Source organism: Paenibacillus sp. KN14-4R (genome assembly GCF_052180255.1).
Lineage (GTDB): Bacteria > Bacillota > Bacilli > Paenibacillales > NBRC-103111 > Paenibacillus_AM.
In genome coordinates this window covers 181,233-201,288 of the sequence record NZ_CP197466.1, presented here as the reverse complement: position 1 = coordinate 201,288, position 20,056 = coordinate 181,233, and the positions used below count along the sequence as shown (strand labels likewise).

Genomic DNA, 20,056 nt, shown 5'->3' with positions numbered 1-20,056 from the left:
CTCCGGCTTTCTCTATAAACTTTTAACATTTAATTTCCGATATTAAACTATGCATTCTAATCGAAAAGAAATAGAATGTTTGTTCTCATTAAATTATACATTTTTTTCTTTTTTGTTGCAAACAAAGAGTTGTTACATGAATCAATTTCATAATGCCTTTAGTTGCTTCAAACAAGTCTATATAGATCCGAGTGCTCAATTGGTCTATATATCGTTTCAAAATGAACACACATACGATGATCTAGGGGTGGTACAAAAGTGGATTTGACAACACTGCTGGGATTAATTTTAGGTTTAGGCGCCATTGTTGGCGGATACCTAATGGATGGGGGACATCTCTCATCGCTTATCATTCCAAGCGCGGCATTAATTGTATTTGGGGGAACATTCGGTGCGGTAGCAGCTGGATTTCCAGGACATGTTCTTAAATCAATTCCGCAAGCACTTGGTATTGCTTTCAAACAAACCAAACGCGATTCATCTAAAAATATCGAAGAGATCGTGGATATGGCAACTGTTGCCCGCCGCGAAGGGGTTCTCGCACTAGAGCAACGCGCACAAGAACATCCGAATCCTTTTCTCAAAGATGGTTTACTGATGGTTGTTGACGGAACTGATCCAGAACTTACTCGCCAAATTCTTGAGCTTGAAATGGATGCGGTTGAACACAAAGTTGAAGGTATGGCAAAAGTATTCGAAGCAGCCGGTGGTTATGCGCCGACGATGGGGATTATCGGGACCGTAATGGGGCTCATCCACGTACTCGGAAATTTAGATGACCCTGGGACACTTGGACCTGCGATTGCTGTTGCCTTTACAGCGACATTGTATGGTGTAATGAGCGCTAACGTAATCTACTTGCCGATTGCGAACAAAATTAAAATTCGCGCTAAAGAGCAAATTGCTGAGATGGAATTGATGTTAGAAGGTATTCTTGCTTTACAAGCCGGTGAAAACCCGCAACTCATCAAAAAGAAATTAACTTCTTTCGTTAGCGACAAAAAGGCAACAAAGAACCAACCGGAAGAAGGTGCTCTTGAAGGTGAGGAGAAATAAAAAACGATCTGGTGAACATGAAAATCATGAACGGTGGTTAATCACATATGCAGATTTAATTACGCTTCTTCTCGTATTTTTTATCATTATGTATGCCATGAGTAAAGTCGATGTTAGTAAATATGATGTACTCGCTTCTGCTTTGCAGCATCAATTCAAGCAAGCAGAAACGTTTCTTCCTAAAAATAACGGCATCGCTGGTAAGATGAGTACGACCAATTCGAATGATGATAAGAAGCAAACCAATCAACAAGAGAAAAAGAACCAAGAAAACGAGAAGAAGGAAAAGGAACTGCAAGAATTCAAACAAAAGATCGATACTTACATAGCCGAGCATCAATTAGAAGCTCAAATTAACGTAACAAATACCAACCGCGGTGTTTCGATCACACTTGATGATGTGTTCCTATTCAATTCTGGACAAGCGGTTCTTAAACCGCCTGCCTTTGATATTTTGAACAAGTTAGCAACATTGCTCCCTGGGCTGAATAGTAAAGTCGCGATCGAAGGCCACACGGACAATGTTCCCGTTGCAACTGGCTCCATCTTTCACGATAACTGGGGACTATCTAGTGAACGTGCGCTGAATGTTCTCCGTTATTTAACCGAGAAACATAAGCTAGATCCAACGCAATTCATTGCAACCGGTTTTGCAGACACTGTTCCAAAAGCAGATAACGACACACCTGAAAATCGTTCCAAAAACCGTCGTGTTGAGATCACAATTCTTAGATAATCAACATCATAGGCAACAATCAAAGCCCTTCATGCGATATGAAGGGCTTTTTGTATTTTGATAAAAAAGGACGATTGCGGAAATCATACCATTAGCTATCAATTCAAACGACGAGGTTAGATAATGAATAAAATAATTCTAAAAATCACCATTATTTTGATGTTCAGCTGGGTGCTAACTGCAAGCTGCCCAGTCACAGCCGCTACAAGCCAAGACAATGACAAACAAGAAATAATGAATTTTCTAGCGGATTTATATGCGGCAAGAAGCAATCTTATCAAAGACCGAAACCCGAATACCCTTGAGCCCTATTATAACCCTAAAAGTTCTTCCAGTCAGATTGCACTGAATCAAGAACTTCATCGCAGTCTGTACCTGCAAACTTGGGCAGATAAAAGAGGGATTGTACTCGCGGACGCAACCGCCACTATACGCATCACTCGTTTTAATCAAGTAGGTCCCCTTGCCAAAATTGCATTGTTCCAAACAAGTAAAGTGTCTTATCATTACAAAGACCGCCCCGATTTACCGGCCCAATCATTCGGCATCGGGACCAGACATGCGTTAACCCTTAAGCATCAAGAGGGCAGTTGGCAAGTGATAGGTGAATGGTATCTAGATCCGATGGATGAGAACCCCGATCTTATTGCGCCAGACCCCGTTGCAGGGTTTCCAAATCGAGATATAATCCGTACTAGGCATACCCAGAGCACAGAACAAAAAAAACGGTATAATCGCGAACAAGCGGTTGCCTATGCGACTAAGTATGCAGGGGCCGCTTGGGGTGCTGGAAACAATGGTAAATACAATAAAAAGTACAAGGATTATACGTATCTCGGCGGCGATTGTACGAACTTTTCTTCTCAAGTTATTGGTGATCCTACTGAAGGCGGTGGATTACGTATGTCAGAGGGGTGGAAATATGTGTTCAAAGAAGGCGGCAGTAGGGCTTGGATTCAAACAGATCGGTTTAAAGACTTTCTCCTTTATGGTGGTTATGGCAGCTTGATAGCCTCTGGCACTTTCTCTGACATCGTCAAACACACATCCAAGCATCCCCAAGGTGCGATAGCAAAGCTCGTACCTGGTGATTTAATTGCTTATACATTGGAAGGGGATGTCGATCATTTTTCCATTTTTGTCGGTTACGACAGTAATGGGTACCCGCTTGTCAACTCACATACAGCAGATCGTAACCGCGTACCCTTCGATTTAGGATGGGATCAGTCCACTCAATATTTACTCATCCACATTCGAGACTAAACAAAGTGATACTCACTTTTAACATATCCGCATGTACACTGTCATAAATATTAATTAGGACGGGTGTCCTCGCGGTATGTTAGAGGTGAAAATATGACGTTACGAACACTTGCCAAGCAAATGGCTCTACGGACAAGCTCTATTCTGGTTGTCAAACTGCTTGGCTTTCTTGCACGTATCCCTTTGTTTCGAATGCTAGGCCCTGAAGGTATCGGCCGCTATCAAATGGTGTACTCCCTTTATGTGCTGCTCTTAACATTCATTACAAGTGGCTTTCCAACTGTACTTGCGCTGACCACTGCGAATGATCGTACACAAGGCTGGCGCTTCTTTAAAATATTGTCAGTGCTGTTTGTTATGCTTGGTAGTGTAACTAGCTTCCTCTGCTATACATACGCTTCTACACTTGCACAACTATTAGGTGACCCTGCACTCGTTTTTGCCATTCGATGCTTAGCACCTACACTGCTTATTGTTCCTGTCCTGACTCTCATTCGCGCCGTCCTGCAAGGGACCGAATCTTATGGACGCATTGCTGTCTCAGAATTAATCGAACAAATCTTTCGGGTCATTACGATGCTTGTTTTCGTCATGTTGTGGATTCAACGTGGCTCAGCTATTGCCATCAGTGGTACACTACTGGGTACTTTTGCTGGAGCTATCGCTGCCTTACTGTTCCTTGTCCTAGCGATAATCAAACGTCCTATTGAAGGTATACATACCTATAACAAATCCAGTATTTTTTCCATTGGTCGAAGCATACAACAATTGTTCCACGACTCCTACATGATCTCTTTAAGCCGCTTTCTCATCCCAGTCTCTGATTTTCTAGATGCACTTATTATTCCACGCAGACTGCAGGATGCTGGATTGCCGTTTACAAGCGCTAGTGCTCTTTATGGGGAAATGACAGGAATGGCAGCTACAATTATTTACTTGCCCCTTATTTTTACTGCTGCCCTTACCCATACCCTTGCTGCGAAGCTCAGTTCCGATTGGCGCAGCAAGCAATATCGAAGTTTTTTTTCACGAATGCGATTGGCGATGCATGTTGGTTGGATATGGGGAGTTGGCGCTGCGATTGTCTTATTCTTTTTTAACGAGACGTTGTCTGAGCTTTTATATGGGAATACTCAAGCTGCGACAGGAATCCGCTTACTGGCTACCGTTCCTCTTATTGCAGGCTTACGGGAAATTACGACACTCATCCTGTGGTCCATGGAACGAAGAAAAGAACCTTTTAACGGATTGCTGTTAGGTACTTGCGGTAACTTGATTCTTAGTTATGTATTAGTGGGTATCCCCGGTTTTGGGCATGGAGGGATTGCGATTGGGATGATCAGCTTTGAAACTCTCGCTTTAGCTTGGAACTTAGTTGCAGTTCGTAAATATATAAAAGCTCCCCCTGCATAAATAGGAGGAGCTTACTTTAATATTACACAATTAACTGATGTGGCTATCCGATTGTTCTGCTGGAACCTTACGACCGGAGAGCTTACTACGCAAGTAAGAAATCATACTCATCTGGCGCATTTCGACGTAATATTGCGCTTCTTGGTCTGGAGCTAGAATAATGCCGAGTGTGTGATGATCGCCTGCATAAATGGCACGCTGAACGAACTTAATCTCACCCTGATTATTTAGCACTTCCAGTTTGCAAAATGCCGCATTGATTCGCATAGCCTCATGCCACTCAATCCGAGTCTTCACCTTCATCCCATTGATTTTCTGGATGATTTCGCCTGACTCCAACCCAATTTCAGCAGCAGAACTGCCTGGTAGAACAGCCAATATCCGCAATCCCCGCCCATCATGTACAAAAAGAGGAGAACGTCTCGCTTCGAGATAACGGGAGTAGAACATAATCCCTTCATGCAGTACGATACAAAGAATAGCAGCTAATAGCGTAGCTGGACTCCAATAATGAACGCCTAGAGCAAGCAGAACGACGACCAGACCATATAAGATGAGCAGCCTACCACTCAGACGCACTTTATCTTTCGGCAAGGCAGTAAGACTTAGTTCACTGTAACCCATCATTATGGGAAATCCGAGAATCATCCATCCTGAACTCCATATATCCCCACCGAATAAAGCCTGCCAAGGTAACGTCGTGCCAACACCACCTGTCGCCGGAACAAGAAGAAACAACGTAATCGGCCAGAAGCTCTGCAAGGAATAACCTCCAACAAGCTTTCCCCTTTTTCCTTCAAAAAACATCGGCGACGCCATTTGAGCTCCCTGCCTGCTCACGAGCCAACCTTCAGCTAAGTGGAGTACACCAACCAGCGCAAGTAAACCTGGCATCTGCGCCTCTTTGATCCAATTAAACAATACCCCTACCCCTTGCAACTTTGTTGCATCTGGGTACCACGAGAGCCCAACATGGAGAATACCAAGCACACCTACCGAGTAGGCCAGACACATAAAACGTACACGAACCAGTGCCATAAGTATCGTAATGATCCATAGTACGATCACCGTCCCCTGCGTAATGACCACACCGAAGAAGGCCATAATGACAGAAACAGCTAGCCCTCCACATAGCCCCCAAAGCACCGATCGCAGCACTTCCTTACGAAGGGAGTGCAGCCGACTATGAAACAGCTTTCGCTCCAGACGAATTTGCTTGCGATATTGGAGCACAAGGAATAAAGCGCTAACATATAGGAATGGATTGATGAGTAATTGAATCACAGCACGTCCAAATTGATTCAGTATCTCAAGCACGACATCCATAATAAGGTTCTCCTTTGGTTAAAAATAAATGAGAAGGCCGCTTATGCAGCCTTCTCATTTATTCGACTTTTACCTGATTATTTCCTGCTTAACGAGCAAATTGCTTCAAGAGTTCTTCCTTGGCTGCCTTGAGCTGTGAATCATTCTCTGGCTTCCGCGCTTCTTCAAGGAGCTTCTTCTCTATTTTTGAAGCGGTTGCTGCATCTACGGTCCCATTTGCAGGCAAACCGTTTGCCTGTTGAAACTCTTTTACAGTCGCTTCAGTCTTTGAACTAAAGTAACCATCTGTACGATCCATCTTAAAGCCAAGGCCTGAAAGCATTAACTGTAGATTTTTTACGTCATCGCCTGTCGTGTCTGCTTTGAGTACATCTTTCTTCGATAAAGGCGCTGCTTTGAAGTAAGCAGGCTGATCAACCGCAATATCAGGAGTAATCCCCTTCTTGTGAATCCAATTGCCATTTGGAGTCAGCCATTTAAAGACTGTCATCTTCATGTTACTTCCATCGCCAAGCTCTTTTCCGAATGTCATTTGTACAGTACCTTTACCAAATGACGTCTCACCAACAAGCTTCGCATGAATATTTTCCTGAAGAGCTGCCGCTAAAATTTCAGATGCACTAGCACTACCCTTATTCATAAGTACGGTAACGGGATAAGATTTTCCCGGACCTTTAGACAATGTCGCTTCTTTACTGCCATCTCGAGTTTCCACTTGTAGGATCGTTTTATCCTTTTCGAGGAACGGGTTCAAGATTTCGGTCACTACATTCACAAGCCCACCTGGGTTGTTGCGAACATCAATAATTAACCCCTTCATCCCTTTTTTCTCAAGCTTACTTAACTCATCAAGGAAACGTTTCGCCGTATTGGATGAAAATTGATGGATATCAATTCTTCCGATGCCTTGATCGAGCATCATGGCTTCAACCGTCTCTACATCGATGTTATCTCGTACGATCGTAAACAGAATCGGTGTGTTTACCCCAGCTCGCATCACTTCTATCTTTGCTTGGGTTCCCTTCGCACCACGTATTTTCATGACAGCTTGGTTGAGTGTCAACCCGTCGAGTTTCTCACCATTTACGGACAAGATTACATCATTTGCATGAATTCCCGCTTTTTCAGCAGGTGAGCCCTTAATGGGGGCGACAACAACCACTTTGCCTTCTTCTTGTGTGACTTCAGCCCCTACACCTTGGAATGAAGAAGAGATCGATTCCTCGAACTTCTTTGCTTCCTGCGCATCCATATACACGGAGTAAGGATCTTCAAGAGAACCTAACATCCCATTAATTGCACCATCGACTAATTTATCATGATCCACTTTCGTGTAGAACTGTTCCTCAATCAGCTTATAGGCAGAGGACAACTTGGTTAAGTCTTTACTTGTTAGCTTCGAACCGTCCGAAGACGTACTTGCTGCATGACCTGAAACAAACGATTTAGCTGTGGAGTCCACAATCATCATTGTTAATACCGCACTGGTAAGCATCCCAATGAGAACAAATACCAATACAGTGCGCCCTTTAAACTGCAATGTCCCTTACACCACCTTTTATCTAAACCATACTGGCTTGTCTGCATAGTATATGACGGGCGCTTCCATTTTATGAAAATTAGACTAATTCAAATATGGGCCAGGATTTACTGGCTTCTCATTAATACGCACTTCAAAATGCAGATGGTTCCCTGTCGACTGACCCGTTGATCCTACTTCTGCAATTTTTTCCCCACGCTTAACAGATTGGCCTTGTTTGACCATAATGCCGCCCTCACGGATATGCCCATAAAGCGTCCATACACCGTTTCCATGATCAATAATGACCGTATTTCCGTAACCGCTCCATTGTCCTGCTAGAATCACATTACCGCTCTCACCTGCAAGAATCGCTGTTCCTTTAGGAGCACCGAAGTCGATCCCTTTGTGAAAAGCACCTGTACTGCCTGTAATCGGATCTGTACGTCCACCAAATCCGGAAGTTACAGGTGCGCTCTTAGCAAGAGGATATCCAAATTTCCCGCCTTTATAGGTGGTCCCACTGTTATTGGAGCCGCTGTTGTTCTTATTCTTCTCTTTTTCCAATTCTCGATTACGTTCAGTAATTTTTTGTGCTTCTTTACGGGCAAATTCCATGACCCGATTCTCTTCGTCTTCCGAAATGTGCTCAAGCTCTTCTTCCTTCTTCTCCAGTTGAGCCACTCTTACTTCTTTCTCACGCTCTTTACTTTGCAACGCAACCTTGATTGTTGTTGTCTCATCTAGAAGTTTCTTTACTTCTTCTAGTTTTACGGCTACTTGCTGCTTTTTATCTGCAACGATGTCTCGATCCTTTTTATTCGATTCCAGAATGTCCTGATCTTGTCCAATAATTGACTTGAGTGAATCGACACGATTAATAAAATCAGAGAAACTTGTCGCACTGAATAGCACTTCCATATAAGATACCGGACCATTCGTATAAATCATTCTTACACGAGACTCAAGCAGACTATTCCGACGTTCCACACGACTCTCTGCTTCGTCAAGCTCTTTGGCTTGCTTCTTCAGCTCGGTTTCTGTCGAATCCAGCTTGGCATCGAGCGCATTTAACTGATTATAGGTCTTACTTAATTGATCATTAATACTTGCTAATTCAAGCTTTGTTGCTGCTTGATCCTTTTTCACATCTTGAATTTGACTCTTTGCGTTTCGAGCCGTCTTCTCCGCAGCTTCTTTCTGCTTACGAATACCTTCGATTTCCTTGTCAATCTTTGCCGAAGAAGAAGCCGCAAAGCTTGTCACCGGTGTATTTAATGTAAAAGTAAGTCCTACTGCTAGTACAATCGGAACAATTTTCTTTTTCATCTAATAGCCTCCTTAAAGGTGGATGTCTACACTTTAAGTGATTTACGAACTGACAAAATACTTCCCCAGATCCCAATTAACACGCCAAGGGCAATGAGTAAGCCTGCAATGGTCCACGAAATTTCTGCAAAAGGTTTGAAATCAATAAGCAAAAGCTTAATTTTGAGCATCGACGCATTCTCTAACTGCCAATATCCATAGAGTAGAATACCTACCGGAATAATAGATCCTATAAATCCAAGCAGCGCTCCTTCGACAAAAAACGGCCAACGAATAAACCAATTCGTCGCACCCACCAGCTTCATAATCGATATTTCCCGTTCTCTCGCGAGAATCGTAAGCTTAATCGTGTTCGCAATCAGGAAAATAGCTGTGAAAGCAAGTAATGCAACAATAATAAGTCCTGCGTTACGTATCGATTGTGTGATTTTGAATAGCGTCTCTACCGTACCCTTGCCATAATTCACTTTGAAAATAGGTTTAACCTTTTGATCCTTGTTCAGTGCCAATATAGCATCCGCAACCGTCGCCACACTTTGTGGATCGTCAACTTCGACCGTGTAAGCATCCATTAATGGATTCTCATCAATCCCTTCCAGGACATCGCCGAGTTTTTTCTTCAAATCTTGCAAGCCTTGTTCCTTCGAAATGAACGTCACTTTCTTCACGCCCGGCATTTGCTGCATGCTTTGACCGATCATATCGACTTGATTCTTCTGTAATTCGACTTCTAAATACACTTGGATTTGAACTTGGTCTTCAATTTGCGAGGTAATATAATTCACATTTAAATTGAGTATTAGAAATATCCCTAGTATAAAAAGGGAGATAGTGATCGAGGCAACTGAAGCAAATGTCATCCAACCATTCCGAACGACACTCTTAATTCCTTCACGCAAATGGCGCAATAATGTTCTAATCTTCATAACCGTATTCACCTCGCTGCTGATCCCGGACAATAAGCCCGTTTTCAATCGCGATCACGCGCTTACGCATGCCATTCACGATATCTTTGTTATGTGTTGCCATAATAATGGTTGTACCACGGAAATTGATCTCTTCTAGCAGCTTCATAATGCCCCATGATGTTTCTGGATCCAAGTTACCTGTTGGTTCATCAGCGACAATTACCGACGGATTATTCACTATTGCCCGGGCAATTGCGACACGCTGTTGTTCGCCACCTGACAATTGACTCGGTAAAGAACTCGCCTTATCTTTCAACTTAACAAGATCTAGCACTTCCATTGTACGCTTCTTAATATATTTAGCCGGCGCTTCAATAACTTCCATTGCGAATGCAACATTCTCAAACACCGTTAACTTTGGAAGCAAGCGATAATCTTGAAAAATAACCCCGATATTTCTTCTAAAATAGGGGATTTTTCGACTTTTTAGCTTCTCAATATTAAATCCGCTAACAAAAATATGCCCCTTTGAGAGGCGCTCTTCCCTATAAATAAGCTTCATAAATGTCGATTTTCCAGCACCAGATGGGCCTACTACATACACAAATTCATTGCGGTCTACTTGGATATTTATACCACGCAGTGCATGTGTTCCGTTGGAGTACGTTTTCCATACATCCTGCATTTCAATCACATTATCACATCCTGTCTTTCATTCGATATTATGTATTCGACACTTTAACCTAAATTCCTTTGAAAAAGAGTCAATTTCTCGCAAACCTTTACTAGTATAACACTACATTACAAATTCCAACAAAAAAGTGTACCCTCAAATGTAATAGGATATCCATTTCCAAAGATAATCATATTTTTATGATTGCAACTATATTGTATTAAGATAGCGATTATTTGTAATATCACATAGCTATTTAGCCCTCTACGATTGGACACTTACTCACTTAATTATCTTTATCTTAATAAATGTCACTAAATGTCCATGGACTCCCTTGTAAATTTGATATATATTAGGAAGTACTCAATTGATTTTGTATTCAGTAACATATTTGTTATTTATTACCATTCAAAGCGTAATTCGTTTTGAAAAGCTGGCCAGCTTTCAAATATAACAAAACAACATGGGGGCCAATATGAAAGTTTATAAATTTAAAAAAAGCATGATTTTAACATTAATGATTATGTGTTTATTCTTAGCACTACCAATGTCTGCTTTTGCCTCTGGGGGTATAGTAGGGAGAACTACCAATAATGTGAGTTATAAAGCTGCTCAATTTTATTTTAAAATGCCCGATTCAATGAGTTTAACTAGTGGAACATATCCTTCATTATTTTATACTGTAGATACTAATGCATCTGATGGTTACTATAACTTAGATTTTGGTCTACAATACTATGATGGTGGCTTCCGTTTCCAATACTTTGGCGGATCCAACTCTAAAGATGGGAACGTTGCACGAGTTGGTACTAGCTCATCTAACTATCCGAAATTTACAACATGGTCTTCTAAATACGGTTCAAGCTCCTGTAATGTCGGTGATACTTCTACCGGATGTGCAAGTGGTACTTCAGGACAAAGTCCAATCGTATTAGATTATGTCCCAAGTCAACAAATTCGTATGGACATTAACTTTGTTACCCAATCAGGAACCACAGGTGGTTCAGCACTTGAAATAGATATATATGACGGTTCGACCTTCCTTGCACAAGCAGTTCTTCCTGTAAAAGATCAATACAAAAATAGTGCTTTAACAAATGGAGCAAGATTTAATCAACAATTCAACATGGTCACAAATCAATCCAACCCTGTTAATTATTACAAGAACGGTTCTTATGCATTTAATGCAAAGTTTTTAGACTCTTATGTAATTACAACCTCTGGAACATGGGTAAAACTCAATAACACTAACTCTTCAAATCATGTATTATTTGAAGGTTACGAATCTGTTAGCACAAGCGGTAAAATATCTTACTGGGGAGAATCGGTCAATGGGTTCACATATGATAACATTGGATACGATTTTAGACCTTAACTGATAGTAATATAATCACAACATTTTTAATGATAAGAAGCACTGGACCCCAGTGCTTCTTATCATTTGTTCATTTACCTGATTACAGATAGAGCAAAATCTATTTAAATATTGCTTAAAGAAATAACGAGCCTGTACGTAACGGTGCTACTTCTTCAAGAGGAAGAATACACTGTTGGTACAGGCTCATTTTTTATTTGCTTCTATAATTGATAAAAAGGAGTTTCTATACGATGAAATGGAATCGCCGTATTGTGCTTCTCATCGCATCCATCCTCATTCTTATCAGTCTTGTAGGCTCATTCATTGGATATGCACGCCAACAAACGCTGCCTTCCGAGCTTCAAGTTGAAGGTATACAAGCAGGCGGACTACAGCTAACTCAATTTCGCAAATTGTGGCAGGAACAAGTGCAATTATTGAAAAATCAAGCTGTCATTCTTCAAGCATCCAGTAAGGGACTTGCGCCGCATCGTTTTACATTGGAACAACTTGGTCTACGTGTCGATTACACCGCTGTGCGTACAGCGCTTGATCATTTATTCACCGGCTCTCTTTACAAAAGAGCGCAAGCTCGGTGGGGATTCAACGATAAGATCATCCCCGTCCCTCTCACATTTGATGAAAATGTCCTCACCACCCAAGTCACCCAAAGCTGGCCCAGCCTTTATCGAGAACTTCCGCTGTCAGCCAAACGAACCGTCTCTGAGACGGATGAAATTCACTATATTCCTGAAAAAACAGCGCTTCGTATCGAATCCAAAAAACTCCAAGAACTGCTGATGAAATCACTGCCCAAGCTTGGTTATTTGCCGCCAGAAGGCAAACCCATTAGACTCGAACTTCCAACGTATGCCATGCCTCCAGAAATTACACTTGAAAGCCTAAAGACACAAGGCATTACCCGCAAAATTGTGGAATTTTCCACACCTATTATCGATCCTTCCCCCGGAAGACTCCATAATGTTGAAGCGACTGCCGCTGTCATTCAAGATATGCTCCTCAAACCTGGTGAAGTATTCGATTATGAAAAGGTTATTGAGGCAACATCAAGGCGATATGGCTTCCAAGAAGCCAAGGTTATTCTCAATGGCAAGCTTGTTCCGGGTGTAGGCGGTGGTATCTGTCAAGTCTCGACAACGTTATATAATGCTGTTCTGCGCAGTGGACTTGCAATTGTCGAACGGCGCAACCATTCTCTGCCGATCTCTTATGCGCCGCTTGGTCAGGATGCAACCTTTTCAACGGGATATATTAATTTCAAATTCCGTAACAATACGGATGGTTATCTGCTTATTCGCACAGAAACATCAGCGGAACGTTTTACCATCAAGCTATTCGGCACTTTAAAAGAAGACACCACGTATGAAATTGAATCCAAAGTCGTAGAGCAGCTTCCGCCATCTGTTAAATATGTTGCCAATCCCGAATTAGCACCGAACCAAGAGATCCAATTACTCGCTGGAAAGCCTGGATATATCGTAGAGACTTATCGCACGAAGAAGAGAAACGGACAATTCATTAGCCGTGAAAAAATATCGCGTGATACTTATTCAGCCCAGCCGACTGTCATCGCTGTTCAAAAATTAACAACACCTCCTAACTCCACGCCGGAGGAGAAATCAAATGTAGAAGATGGTGTGAGCGGACCGATCTATGTCGATGCAGAAGGCGTTTAGTTCATGAATACAAAATTACTGTGGAGAAAAGAAGCACTTCCGGTCGCTGTTGAAATCGTGAAATTTTGATTAGGTTAATGTGGGGATTTCACTCTTTCAAAGACGACAAAACTTTTCCGAAGGAAAATGTTACATCGTAAGAATATCCTTCAGTGCATCTTTTCTCCTCCGTTCAACTTTTTGAACACATTCTTATAAGCACACATAAGTGGTCATACATTCACTAGCTTTATTTTGGAAAAAATGATTTTATTTCGAAATTTTTAGTGTTGCACGATCAATGTATTTGTTTTCCCAATCCATAAGGATTTCTAATACAGAAGTCCCCTTTGTAAAAATGTATTTATTACAAGTGGTAGTATGATAGCAACTAAATTGTTCTGTTTTATATTCTTGTGAGAAATCAATTTGATCATATGTCAATGGAATTTTTTCTTTTGGTGCATAACGAGGAAACCATTCAGCAGTAATGAGCTTATTGTCTTTTAAACTGAAAATCGCCCATTCTGCTTTTGACTCTTCATAAGACAATTTTTTAAGGGCAACAATATTTTGAATTGAGGTTGGTTCCCGCAAGACGTCAGCAATTTGTTTGTCTAAGTAACCTAGTGAAATACCACCAAATGATAAATCATTAATCTGGATCTCCTTTTTGTCTGAACATCCTAGTAATGAGATGAAGGCAAGTGTTGTTATCAAAACTAAAAAAGCTCTTTTCTTCATACAATCCACTCCCAATCCACTTTCTTAAGAGATAGAGATATAATGTTGTGATGACATAATTTTTTAAGAACAGCGTAGACGAGAATAAAGGGAACCTCTTCTACAATCTATGGATACGTTCATAATATGATCGCACCTTGGTTATCCACATCATTCCCCTGCGGTCTGCACTCCCATGTCACACTAGGTCAATGCCTTTTACATTCCTTCGTTCTACCACTCAGGGAGTGGACGTCGCTTCTTGCTCCTTTACTGGGTCGTTGCCCTTACGGTATTAATTCTGCGACTGATCCGTGCTTCTATTGTCTTTGTTACTTTCTAAGCTCTTATTGAGTAATTAGTTAATTTGGTCTTATTTTAAGCTGCCATCTGTAGCTACGACTGACGCTCGGGTCCTAACACAACTGTTTTATTGTAACGAATCCGCTTAGTACCTAAATGCATTTTTAGCAACCATTGGCATGACGGCTCGGAGCAACAAGGTTCGAAGCCGTGATCGTTCGCGTTTTGTGATCATTGACTTGCCTTTCTTCTTACCAGAGCTATTCGCTTTGAAGTTAAAACCTGCAGGCCGTTTGATTTGATGTACATGATCATAATCCTGTCAGTTGCCAACTACTAACGTTACAGTAGCTACTCATGGGCCGCTTAATATTTCTTCTGTCCCTGGAATTTTCTCGAGTAACTGTTTTACCTGTGTCATGATGTATTGAATCTAACGACTAAACATTTCTTACTGCTCTAGCAGCATCGTCAGCTCATATTTAGCTGCCACCAAACCTTCTCCTAGTCCAATTGAAGCTTGCGAGGCTTATTTAATTGTTCCTTATCAGAAAAAATCATAAAGGAGTAGCAATATCATAGCTACCCCTCCAAATAATATGAATCATCTTAATGAACCCATGTTTTCCCATTAATTATGGTAAGATTTTACTAATCGCATATAGCCAACCCAATCCCAGTTTGGTCCTGGATCAGTATGATCGTTTCCAGGCATTTCACTATGTCCTTTGATATGTTGGCGATCAACAGGGATTTGAAAACTAAATGCTAGAAGACCAGCTAAATTTGCGGATTGTCGATACATAGTTGCTGTGAAGTCTCCTGGGTTTGTGATGAAACCTTCGTGCTCGATTCCAATGGAATAAAGATTAGTTATTTCGCCTTATACTCCACATAGAACTGAGTTAACATTATCCCACCATCTATCTTGGAACCATCCTTATGTTCATTGTCTGAATAAACCTTTACGCGATACACTCCTACCTCCGGCAAATTTAATGTTTCGGTGATTTTTTCTTGCTGTATCTTGGCACTGACAGTAGTTACCGGCTTGAAAAACCCTTTATCCCACTTTTCTAACATTATCCTAAGACTTGATCCTATAGCCGGAGATACCGTTCCCTCCACTTTGTAGCTTGCTTCTGCAGTCTTGAAATACCCTGTGGTAGGTTTTGTAAGGACTAACTTACTAAATCGATCCTCCGATGATGGCACGGTCATTTCCAAAGGAAACACTTCAAAAGGGGTCAACTTCAAAGTTGCCTGGTCATAGGTCCTTTCATAAAAGGGCGATGGGTATAGTAAGTCTAATTTTTCTTTTACTTTTTTGATGAAAGTTACCGATTCTGCTCTTGTTAACGGATCTCTAGAACCGTATCCCTCAACCGTAGGAGCTGTCTTCCCTTTTGATAAACCACTATCTAATAAGTACTGGATGGAACCTTCAAAATTATAATTCCGACCACTAACATTAGTAATTACCTTTGCGACATAGCCTCGTGTCTCAATGACATCATAATTCTTACCGGTGCGATAATCACCCCCGGGAGGATTGATAATACTTCCACCCCACCCCATATCAAACGCATATTGATAATAGGGGGCCCCCCAGTAACCCTCGTTCTTAGGAAGTTGGTCTTTGTTCACATAAGCTCGAACCAGCATTGCAACAAATTCAGTCTGAGTAACCGGTTCATCCGGCTTAAATGTTCCGTCTGGATAACCATAAATGATTCCTTGATCACTCGCCCATTCAATATTGGTTGCACCCCAGTAATCTTTAGAAACGTCCTTGAATTTTGCGCTTTCCCCTTCTGCAGCAGTTACAAACGTGGGGCTCACCATAGTTAACGCCAAAACTGTGCTCAGAATTACCATCTTCTTAAACGACATTAGAATCCCTCCAATTTTTCTTGTTCCATACCTTAGACGAAATCATAACACAATTTGTTTCCAAAATCAGGAATAAAAATTATTTCGTCAAGAGATAAGTATTTTTTAGGGTAAGAGGTAGGTGTTTCTAGAAGCGGGAAATGAAAGAGTAACGGTTCAAAAAATCATTCCGAAAGATTCGCAATTATTCGTAATCATCAAAATAATATATTTTTATTGCAAAAACCTATTTTTAACAGTATTATACATTTATTGCCATTAAGGAGGGTAGAATTTATTTATTTTTGTCGTTTTGTTAAGAAAATATGTTTGGACATGCTATTTTATTTTAAATTAGGAGGATCTACCCAATGAAAATGTCGAAAATCTTGATTAAGATCGCTGTTCCCGCTTTGCTGCTCACTGCTGTAATGCCTTCCGCTGTATTTGCAACACCCGCGGAAAAATCTGCTGATCCGTATGAGAAGAGTGTGAATCTCCTCAAATTAAATGGTGTTTCGGATACCGATATTATGAATCTGGGAAGAGGCGATGTTTTCTCCTTAAATAAGGAGATTGAGACCCAGGGACTTAGCGACCAGCAAATAAAAAATTATGTTCAGGGTGTAAAGAAAGCGGATGAACAGGCCCGGATAGTCGAGAATAATCGCAAAAACGGTATAACAGATGAATCCGTTCAGTTCACCAGAAAAGTAGTTAATGGTGAAGTTACATTGCCAAACGGAAACACAATTGCAGTTCCCGAGAACGAGAAAATCAATGGTTCTTCTGATAAAACAACGACCGTGTCTGCGTTAGCTACGTTGAGCGACGGTCCTAAATATAATGTGGATGCGAGAGTAGGTTACAACCAAATCACTTCAATGGTTGACCTTCCGTCAGTGAGGAGTACTACTACTTCTGGTATTATTCCCTACATTCTTGGCGGAGCTTATGTAACTACAGATAATGTGAACTACTCTGGAGGAGCAGACATCGGTGCATTTTATGAAGATGGCAACTGGAGATTGTGCATCAACGGTACGGGTGCACTTTGGACAAGTTCCGAAGCTACCCTGCCGTCCAAAGTCTACTTGAACTATAAGGTATCTGCTAACAACCAAGTACAAATCACCGCGTCTGATGCTAACTATAATTACATCACTTCGATATCTTATTACTTTAACAACATCTATCTCAAAGCAGATGGCAGCAACGTAGAAATGGCTACCGGTTTTTCTATGGCATATAAGAAGGTTCATTCGATTTCCGATGGTTCTTATCTGTTAAATGGTCATTTTGCAAACACTTATGTTTATAAACCTAGTGGTTCTTCATTAATGAACGCGAGCGTCGTTGTTCATCATGATAAAAAAGGTACTACCGATGAAATTGCCAAAACCAGCGTCAACACGATCTCACAGTATTATGATTATTATTGCAGCATGGATTTCCGCTAATACGATCGGTTTAAACAGTTCCAATCTTGAAATATCAACATTGACCCGTAAGAGGTATACTTTGGGAAAAGTGACCTCTTGCGGGTCAGTTGTGTTTTGATTAATTGTCAGATAGGAAGTAAATAGGATTCTTTATAACCAGAGAAAACGGACGATCCGTACCAATGAAAGCGGTACTGGTATAAATTCCTTTAGAATAACCCCCCAATTAATCAACTCTATCATAAATAAAGCCCATAGATCCTTGAACACGTAAACTGCGTTCAGGAATCTATGGGCATTTTTCTTCCTCTTTATTGCCACTAACCGTTCATTTGGTAAAGTTGATAACTAAAGACGGGTTTTGCTTTAGCTTATAAAACAAGTACAAGCCTCCTAATACGAGCCATGAGGAACCTACGAGTAATGCAGAAATGTTCAAGCTCACGAAGAGCCAGATACAAAATGCTCCACCGATCGACGGCATAATGCCATAACGAACGAAATCCATTCCTCTACGACGTTTCTCACGAATATAATAATGTGCAATGACAGATATGTTAACAAATAAGAACCCAATCAGTGCACCGAAGCTAATAAACGAGTAAATCACTTCAAGCTCCCCGAATACCGCTGTCATCGAAATCGCACCAATAATGATAATGTTATATACAGGCGTCCCACGCTTCGGACTTACATAGCCGAATACACGCTTTGGCAACGCTCCCTCGCGTCCCATTGCATAAAGCAAACGAGAAGCGCTTGTGTGAGAAGATAACGATGAAGAGCATACAGCGACCATCGTACCACTCAAAAATAACGAATGCAGGAATGATCCTCCGACATAAGAAGCAATTTCAAGCGAAGCTGCATCTGTATCTTGGAAAGATAAAAAGTTCGGATGTACCATGTGCATCAAATAAGAAATGCCAGTGAACAAAATACCACCGATAAACGCGATCATTAAAATCGCACGCGGGATATTTTTCTTCGGGTTAATCGTTTCTTCAGATAATGTTGTTACAGCGTCAAAACCTAAGAAAGAGAAACATAATATCGATGCCCCGGAGAACACTAGACCTATATTCATATCAGAGGAATAGAACGGTGCCGCGGAAATAAGCGTACCTTCTCCCATACCACCTGAAATTCCTTTTATCATAAAACCGACAAATACGAGCGCCACAAGCGTCTGAAATGTTACGAACAAGGCGCTGATATTGGCAGTGAGTTTAATTCCAAACAAGTTGACTACCGTTATCCCGATTGCTAACAAGATCACCCAGACAGGTCCAGGTATTGCAGGGAAAGCAGCCGTTAAATAGGCACTTCCAATCGCAAAGTTAACCATTGGCAAAAACAAATAATCGAGCATTACCGACCAACCGACGAGAAATCCGACATGCGGATGAATACTTTTCTGCGCATACGTGTAGGTTGAACCAGCTGACGGGTACACCTGCACCATCTTGCCATAACTAAGCGCTGTAAATATCAATGCAACAAGCGTTAGAATGTAAGCAATAGGCACGTGTCCTTGTGTTAACTTGGAAACAACACCGTATGAATCAAATACAACGAGCGGATCCATGTACGCTAAACCGATTACCACTAGGGGCCCCAGCTTCAGCATCCGCCGCAGAGAAGCCTTATTTTCCAATACAAATCCCCCTTTTCTATAAAAAAATCGACAAGTTTCAGAGTACTGTTTTTTTGACAATAAATCAAGCATTTATGTCATATTTCTACAAAAAACAACAAACAGCCCGACTCTTGTTGAATGGGCTGTTTTTCGTATTTATTCCTAAACGGTCATCAAACGTTGTTTACGCGGGATTTCAGCGAGGCCGCTCACCATTCGGAAATAGCTTTTATCACCAATATAGCTGTCTTCCACTGTATGGTAACCATTTCGCTCATATAATCGCACAACCGCATCGTCTGTCGCGTTCACAATTAAGGAACACTTCGTCATATCATTTATATAAGCAAGGCGCTGCGCTTCTTTAAGCAGCCTTGAACCGATTCCTTTGCCACGGAATGACTCTAATGTCGCAAGGTTCGCAACGAATAATTCGCCCTCTTCTGCTTCCTTAAAGCCAAAAAATTTATAAACACGAGACATAAACTTAAGTTTAGTTAAAAATCCTTTTTGCATCTTACGAAGCATTTTTTCAGTTGGAGCATTGAGCTCATTCAATTGTTCATAAGGAAGAGCGAGCATAACACCTGCTACTTCACCCTTACACATGGCCACTCTTGCATATTCATAACTGTAACGATTTCCTCTTGCTGCTACAAGATTTGTTAAACGTTCTAGCACTTCTTCAGGGCTTCCTTCGCCCCAAATGAGCTGGGGATCAATCTCTGTACTATAAATTAACTGAGCAATAACTCCGGCATGTTCTTTTCTTGCTGGTCTGATATCAATGATATCCATGGTTGTACATCCTTTGTTTTAAA

Annotated in this window: 18 protein-coding genes; 7 read left to right on the top strand and 11 right to left on the bottom strand. The window is 41.3% G+C overall.

Translation table 11 applies throughout. The features are described from left to right. The first annotated feature begins 258 nt into the window (after nt 1-258). From ACSBOP_RS00960 to ACSBOP_RS00945, 4 genes are all read left to right on the top strand, one after another. On the top strand, nt 259-1,056 hold the full coding sequence (locus ACSBOP_RS00960) for a flagellar motor protein (protein WP_442602664.1): 798 nt from the start codon (nt 259-261) through the stop codon (nt 1,054-1,056). Next, entirely contained in the window at nt 1,043-1,792 is a 750-nt protein-coding gene (locus ACSBOP_RS00955) for a flagellar motor protein MotB (RefSeq protein ID WP_442602663.1), read from the top strand. The genes ACSBOP_RS00960 and ACSBOP_RS00955 overlap by 14 nt, the downstream gene beginning before the upstream one ends. A 123-nt stretch (nt 1,793-1,915) precedes the next feature. Beyond that, nucleotides 1,916-3,055 carry an amidase domain-containing protein gene (locus tag ACSBOP_RS00950; protein WP_442602662.1) on the top strand — a complete coding sequence of 380 codons (1,140 nt, stop codon included), beginning with the start codon at nt 1,916-1,918 and terminating at the stop codon, nt 3,053-3,055. A gap of 93 nt (nt 3,056-3,148) precedes the next feature. Continuing rightward, nucleotides 3,149-4,468 carry an oligosaccharide flippase family protein gene (locus ACSBOP_RS00945; RefSeq protein WP_442602661.1) on the top strand — a complete coding sequence of 440 codons (1,320 nt, stop codon included), beginning with the start codon at nt 3,149-3,151 and terminating at the stop codon, nt 4,466-4,468. 30 nt (nt 4,469-4,498) lie between these two features. On the opposite strand, the gene ACSBOP_RS00940 is transcribed toward ACSBOP_RS00945, so the two are convergent. From ACSBOP_RS00940 to ftsE, 5 genes are all read right to left on the bottom strand, one after another. Beyond that, entirely contained in the window at nt 4,499-5,794 is a 1,296-nt protein-coding gene (locus tag ACSBOP_RS00940) for a PDZ domain-containing protein (protein ID WP_442602660.1), read from the bottom strand. Between the two features lie 88 nt (nt 5,795-5,882). Continuing rightward, nucleotides 5,883-7,334 carry a S41 family peptidase gene (locus tag ACSBOP_RS00935; protein ID WP_442602659.1) on the bottom strand — a complete coding sequence of 484 codons (1,452 nt, stop codon included), beginning with the start codon at nt 7,332-7,334 and terminating at the stop codon, nt 5,883-5,885. Nucleotides 7,335-7,418: 84 nt separating this feature from the next. Then, nucleotides 7,419-8,642, bottom strand: a complete 1,224-nt coding sequence (locus ACSBOP_RS00930) for a murein hydrolase activator EnvC family protein (RefSeq protein ID WP_442602658.1) — start codon at nt 8,640-8,642, stop codon at nt 7,419-7,421. Nucleotides 8,643-8,668: 26 nt separating this feature from the next. After that, on the bottom strand, nt 8,669-9,568 hold the full coding sequence (ftsX, locus tag ACSBOP_RS00925) for a permease-like cell division protein FtsX (protein ID WP_442602657.1): 900 nt from the start codon (nt 9,566-9,568) through the stop codon (nt 8,669-8,671). Further along, entirely contained in the window at nt 9,558-10,244 is a 687-nt protein-coding gene (gene ftsE, locus ACSBOP_RS00920; protein ID WP_442602656.1) for a cell division ATP-binding protein FtsE, read from the bottom strand. The genes ftsX and ftsE overlap by 11 nt, the downstream gene beginning before the upstream one ends. Before the next feature lie 454 nt (nt 10,245-10,698). Here ftsE and ACSBOP_RS00915 point away from each other — a divergent pair, with 454 nt between their 5' ends. Then, nucleotides 10,699-11,598 carry a hypothetical protein gene (locus ACSBOP_RS00915; RefSeq protein ID WP_442602655.1) on the top strand — a complete coding sequence of 300 codons (900 nt, stop codon included), beginning with the start codon at nt 10,699-10,701 and terminating at the stop codon, nt 11,596-11,598. Nucleotides 11,599-11,831: 233 nt separating this feature from the next. Next, the gene (locus ACSBOP_RS00910; RefSeq protein ID WP_442602654.1) at nt 11,832-13,277 is read left to right on the top strand and encodes a VanW family protein; all 1,446 of its coding nucleotides are present in this window, start codon (nt 11,832-11,834) and stop codon (nt 13,275-13,277) included. Nucleotides 13,278-13,526: 249 nt separating this feature from the next. On the opposite strand, the gene ACSBOP_RS00905 is transcribed toward ACSBOP_RS00910, so the two are convergent. The 4 genes from ACSBOP_RS00905 to ACSBOP_RS00890 all read right to left on the bottom strand — a co-directional run bounded on the left by ACSBOP_RS00905 (nt 13,527) and on the right by ACSBOP_RS00890 (nt 16,175). Beyond that, nucleotides 13,527-14,000, bottom strand: a complete 474-nt coding sequence (locus tag ACSBOP_RS00905; protein WP_442602653.1) for a hypothetical protein — start codon at nt 13,998-14,000, stop codon at nt 13,527-13,529. A 427-nt stretch (nt 14,001-14,427) separates the two neighbouring features. Beyond that, nucleotides 14,428-14,580: a transposase gene (locus ACSBOP_RS00900; protein WP_442604333.1), complete on the bottom strand. Its 153-nt coding sequence runs from the start codon at nt 14,578-14,580 to the stop codon at nt 14,428-14,430. 333 nt (nt 14,581-14,913) lie between these two features. Beyond that, nucleotides 14,914-15,159 (bottom strand): N-acetylmuramoyl-L-alanine amidase, encoded by a 246-nt coding sequence (locus tag ACSBOP_RS00895; protein ID WP_442604332.1) that lies wholly within the window; start codon nt 15,157-15,159, stop codon nt 14,914-14,916. Next, nucleotides 15,156-16,175 (bottom strand): S-layer homology domain-containing protein, encoded by a 1,020-nt coding sequence (locus ACSBOP_RS00890; RefSeq protein WP_442602652.1) that lies wholly within the window; start codon nt 16,173-16,175, stop codon nt 15,156-15,158. Before ACSBOP_RS00890 ends, ACSBOP_RS00895 begins: the two co-directional genes overlap by 4 nt. 350 nt (nt 16,176-16,525) lie before the next feature. Here ACSBOP_RS00890 and ACSBOP_RS00885 point away from each other — a divergent pair, with 350 nt between their 5' ends. Continuing rightward, nucleotides 16,526-17,614, top strand: coding sequence for a hypothetical protein (locus tag ACSBOP_RS00885; protein ID WP_442602651.1), 1,089 nt, complete (start codon nt 16,526-16,528; stop codon nt 17,612-17,614). A gap of 310 nt (nt 17,615-17,924) precedes the next feature. Here ACSBOP_RS00885 and ACSBOP_RS00880 read toward each other — a convergent pair whose 3' ends face one another. Together ACSBOP_RS00880 and ACSBOP_RS00875 are read right to left on the bottom strand one after the other, a co-directional pair. Beyond that, nucleotides 17,925-19,253 carry an APC family permease gene (locus tag ACSBOP_RS00880; RefSeq protein WP_442602650.1) on the bottom strand — a complete coding sequence of 443 codons (1,329 nt, stop codon included), beginning with the start codon at nt 19,251-19,253 and terminating at the stop codon, nt 17,925-17,927. Nucleotides 19,254-19,397: 144 nt separating this feature from the next. Continuing rightward, nucleotides 19,398-20,033 (bottom strand): GNAT family N-acetyltransferase, encoded by a 636-nt coding sequence (locus ACSBOP_RS00875; RefSeq protein ID WP_442602649.1) that lies wholly within the window; start codon nt 20,031-20,033, stop codon nt 19,398-19,400. Between the last annotated feature and the right edge of the window lie 23 nt (nt 20,034-20,056).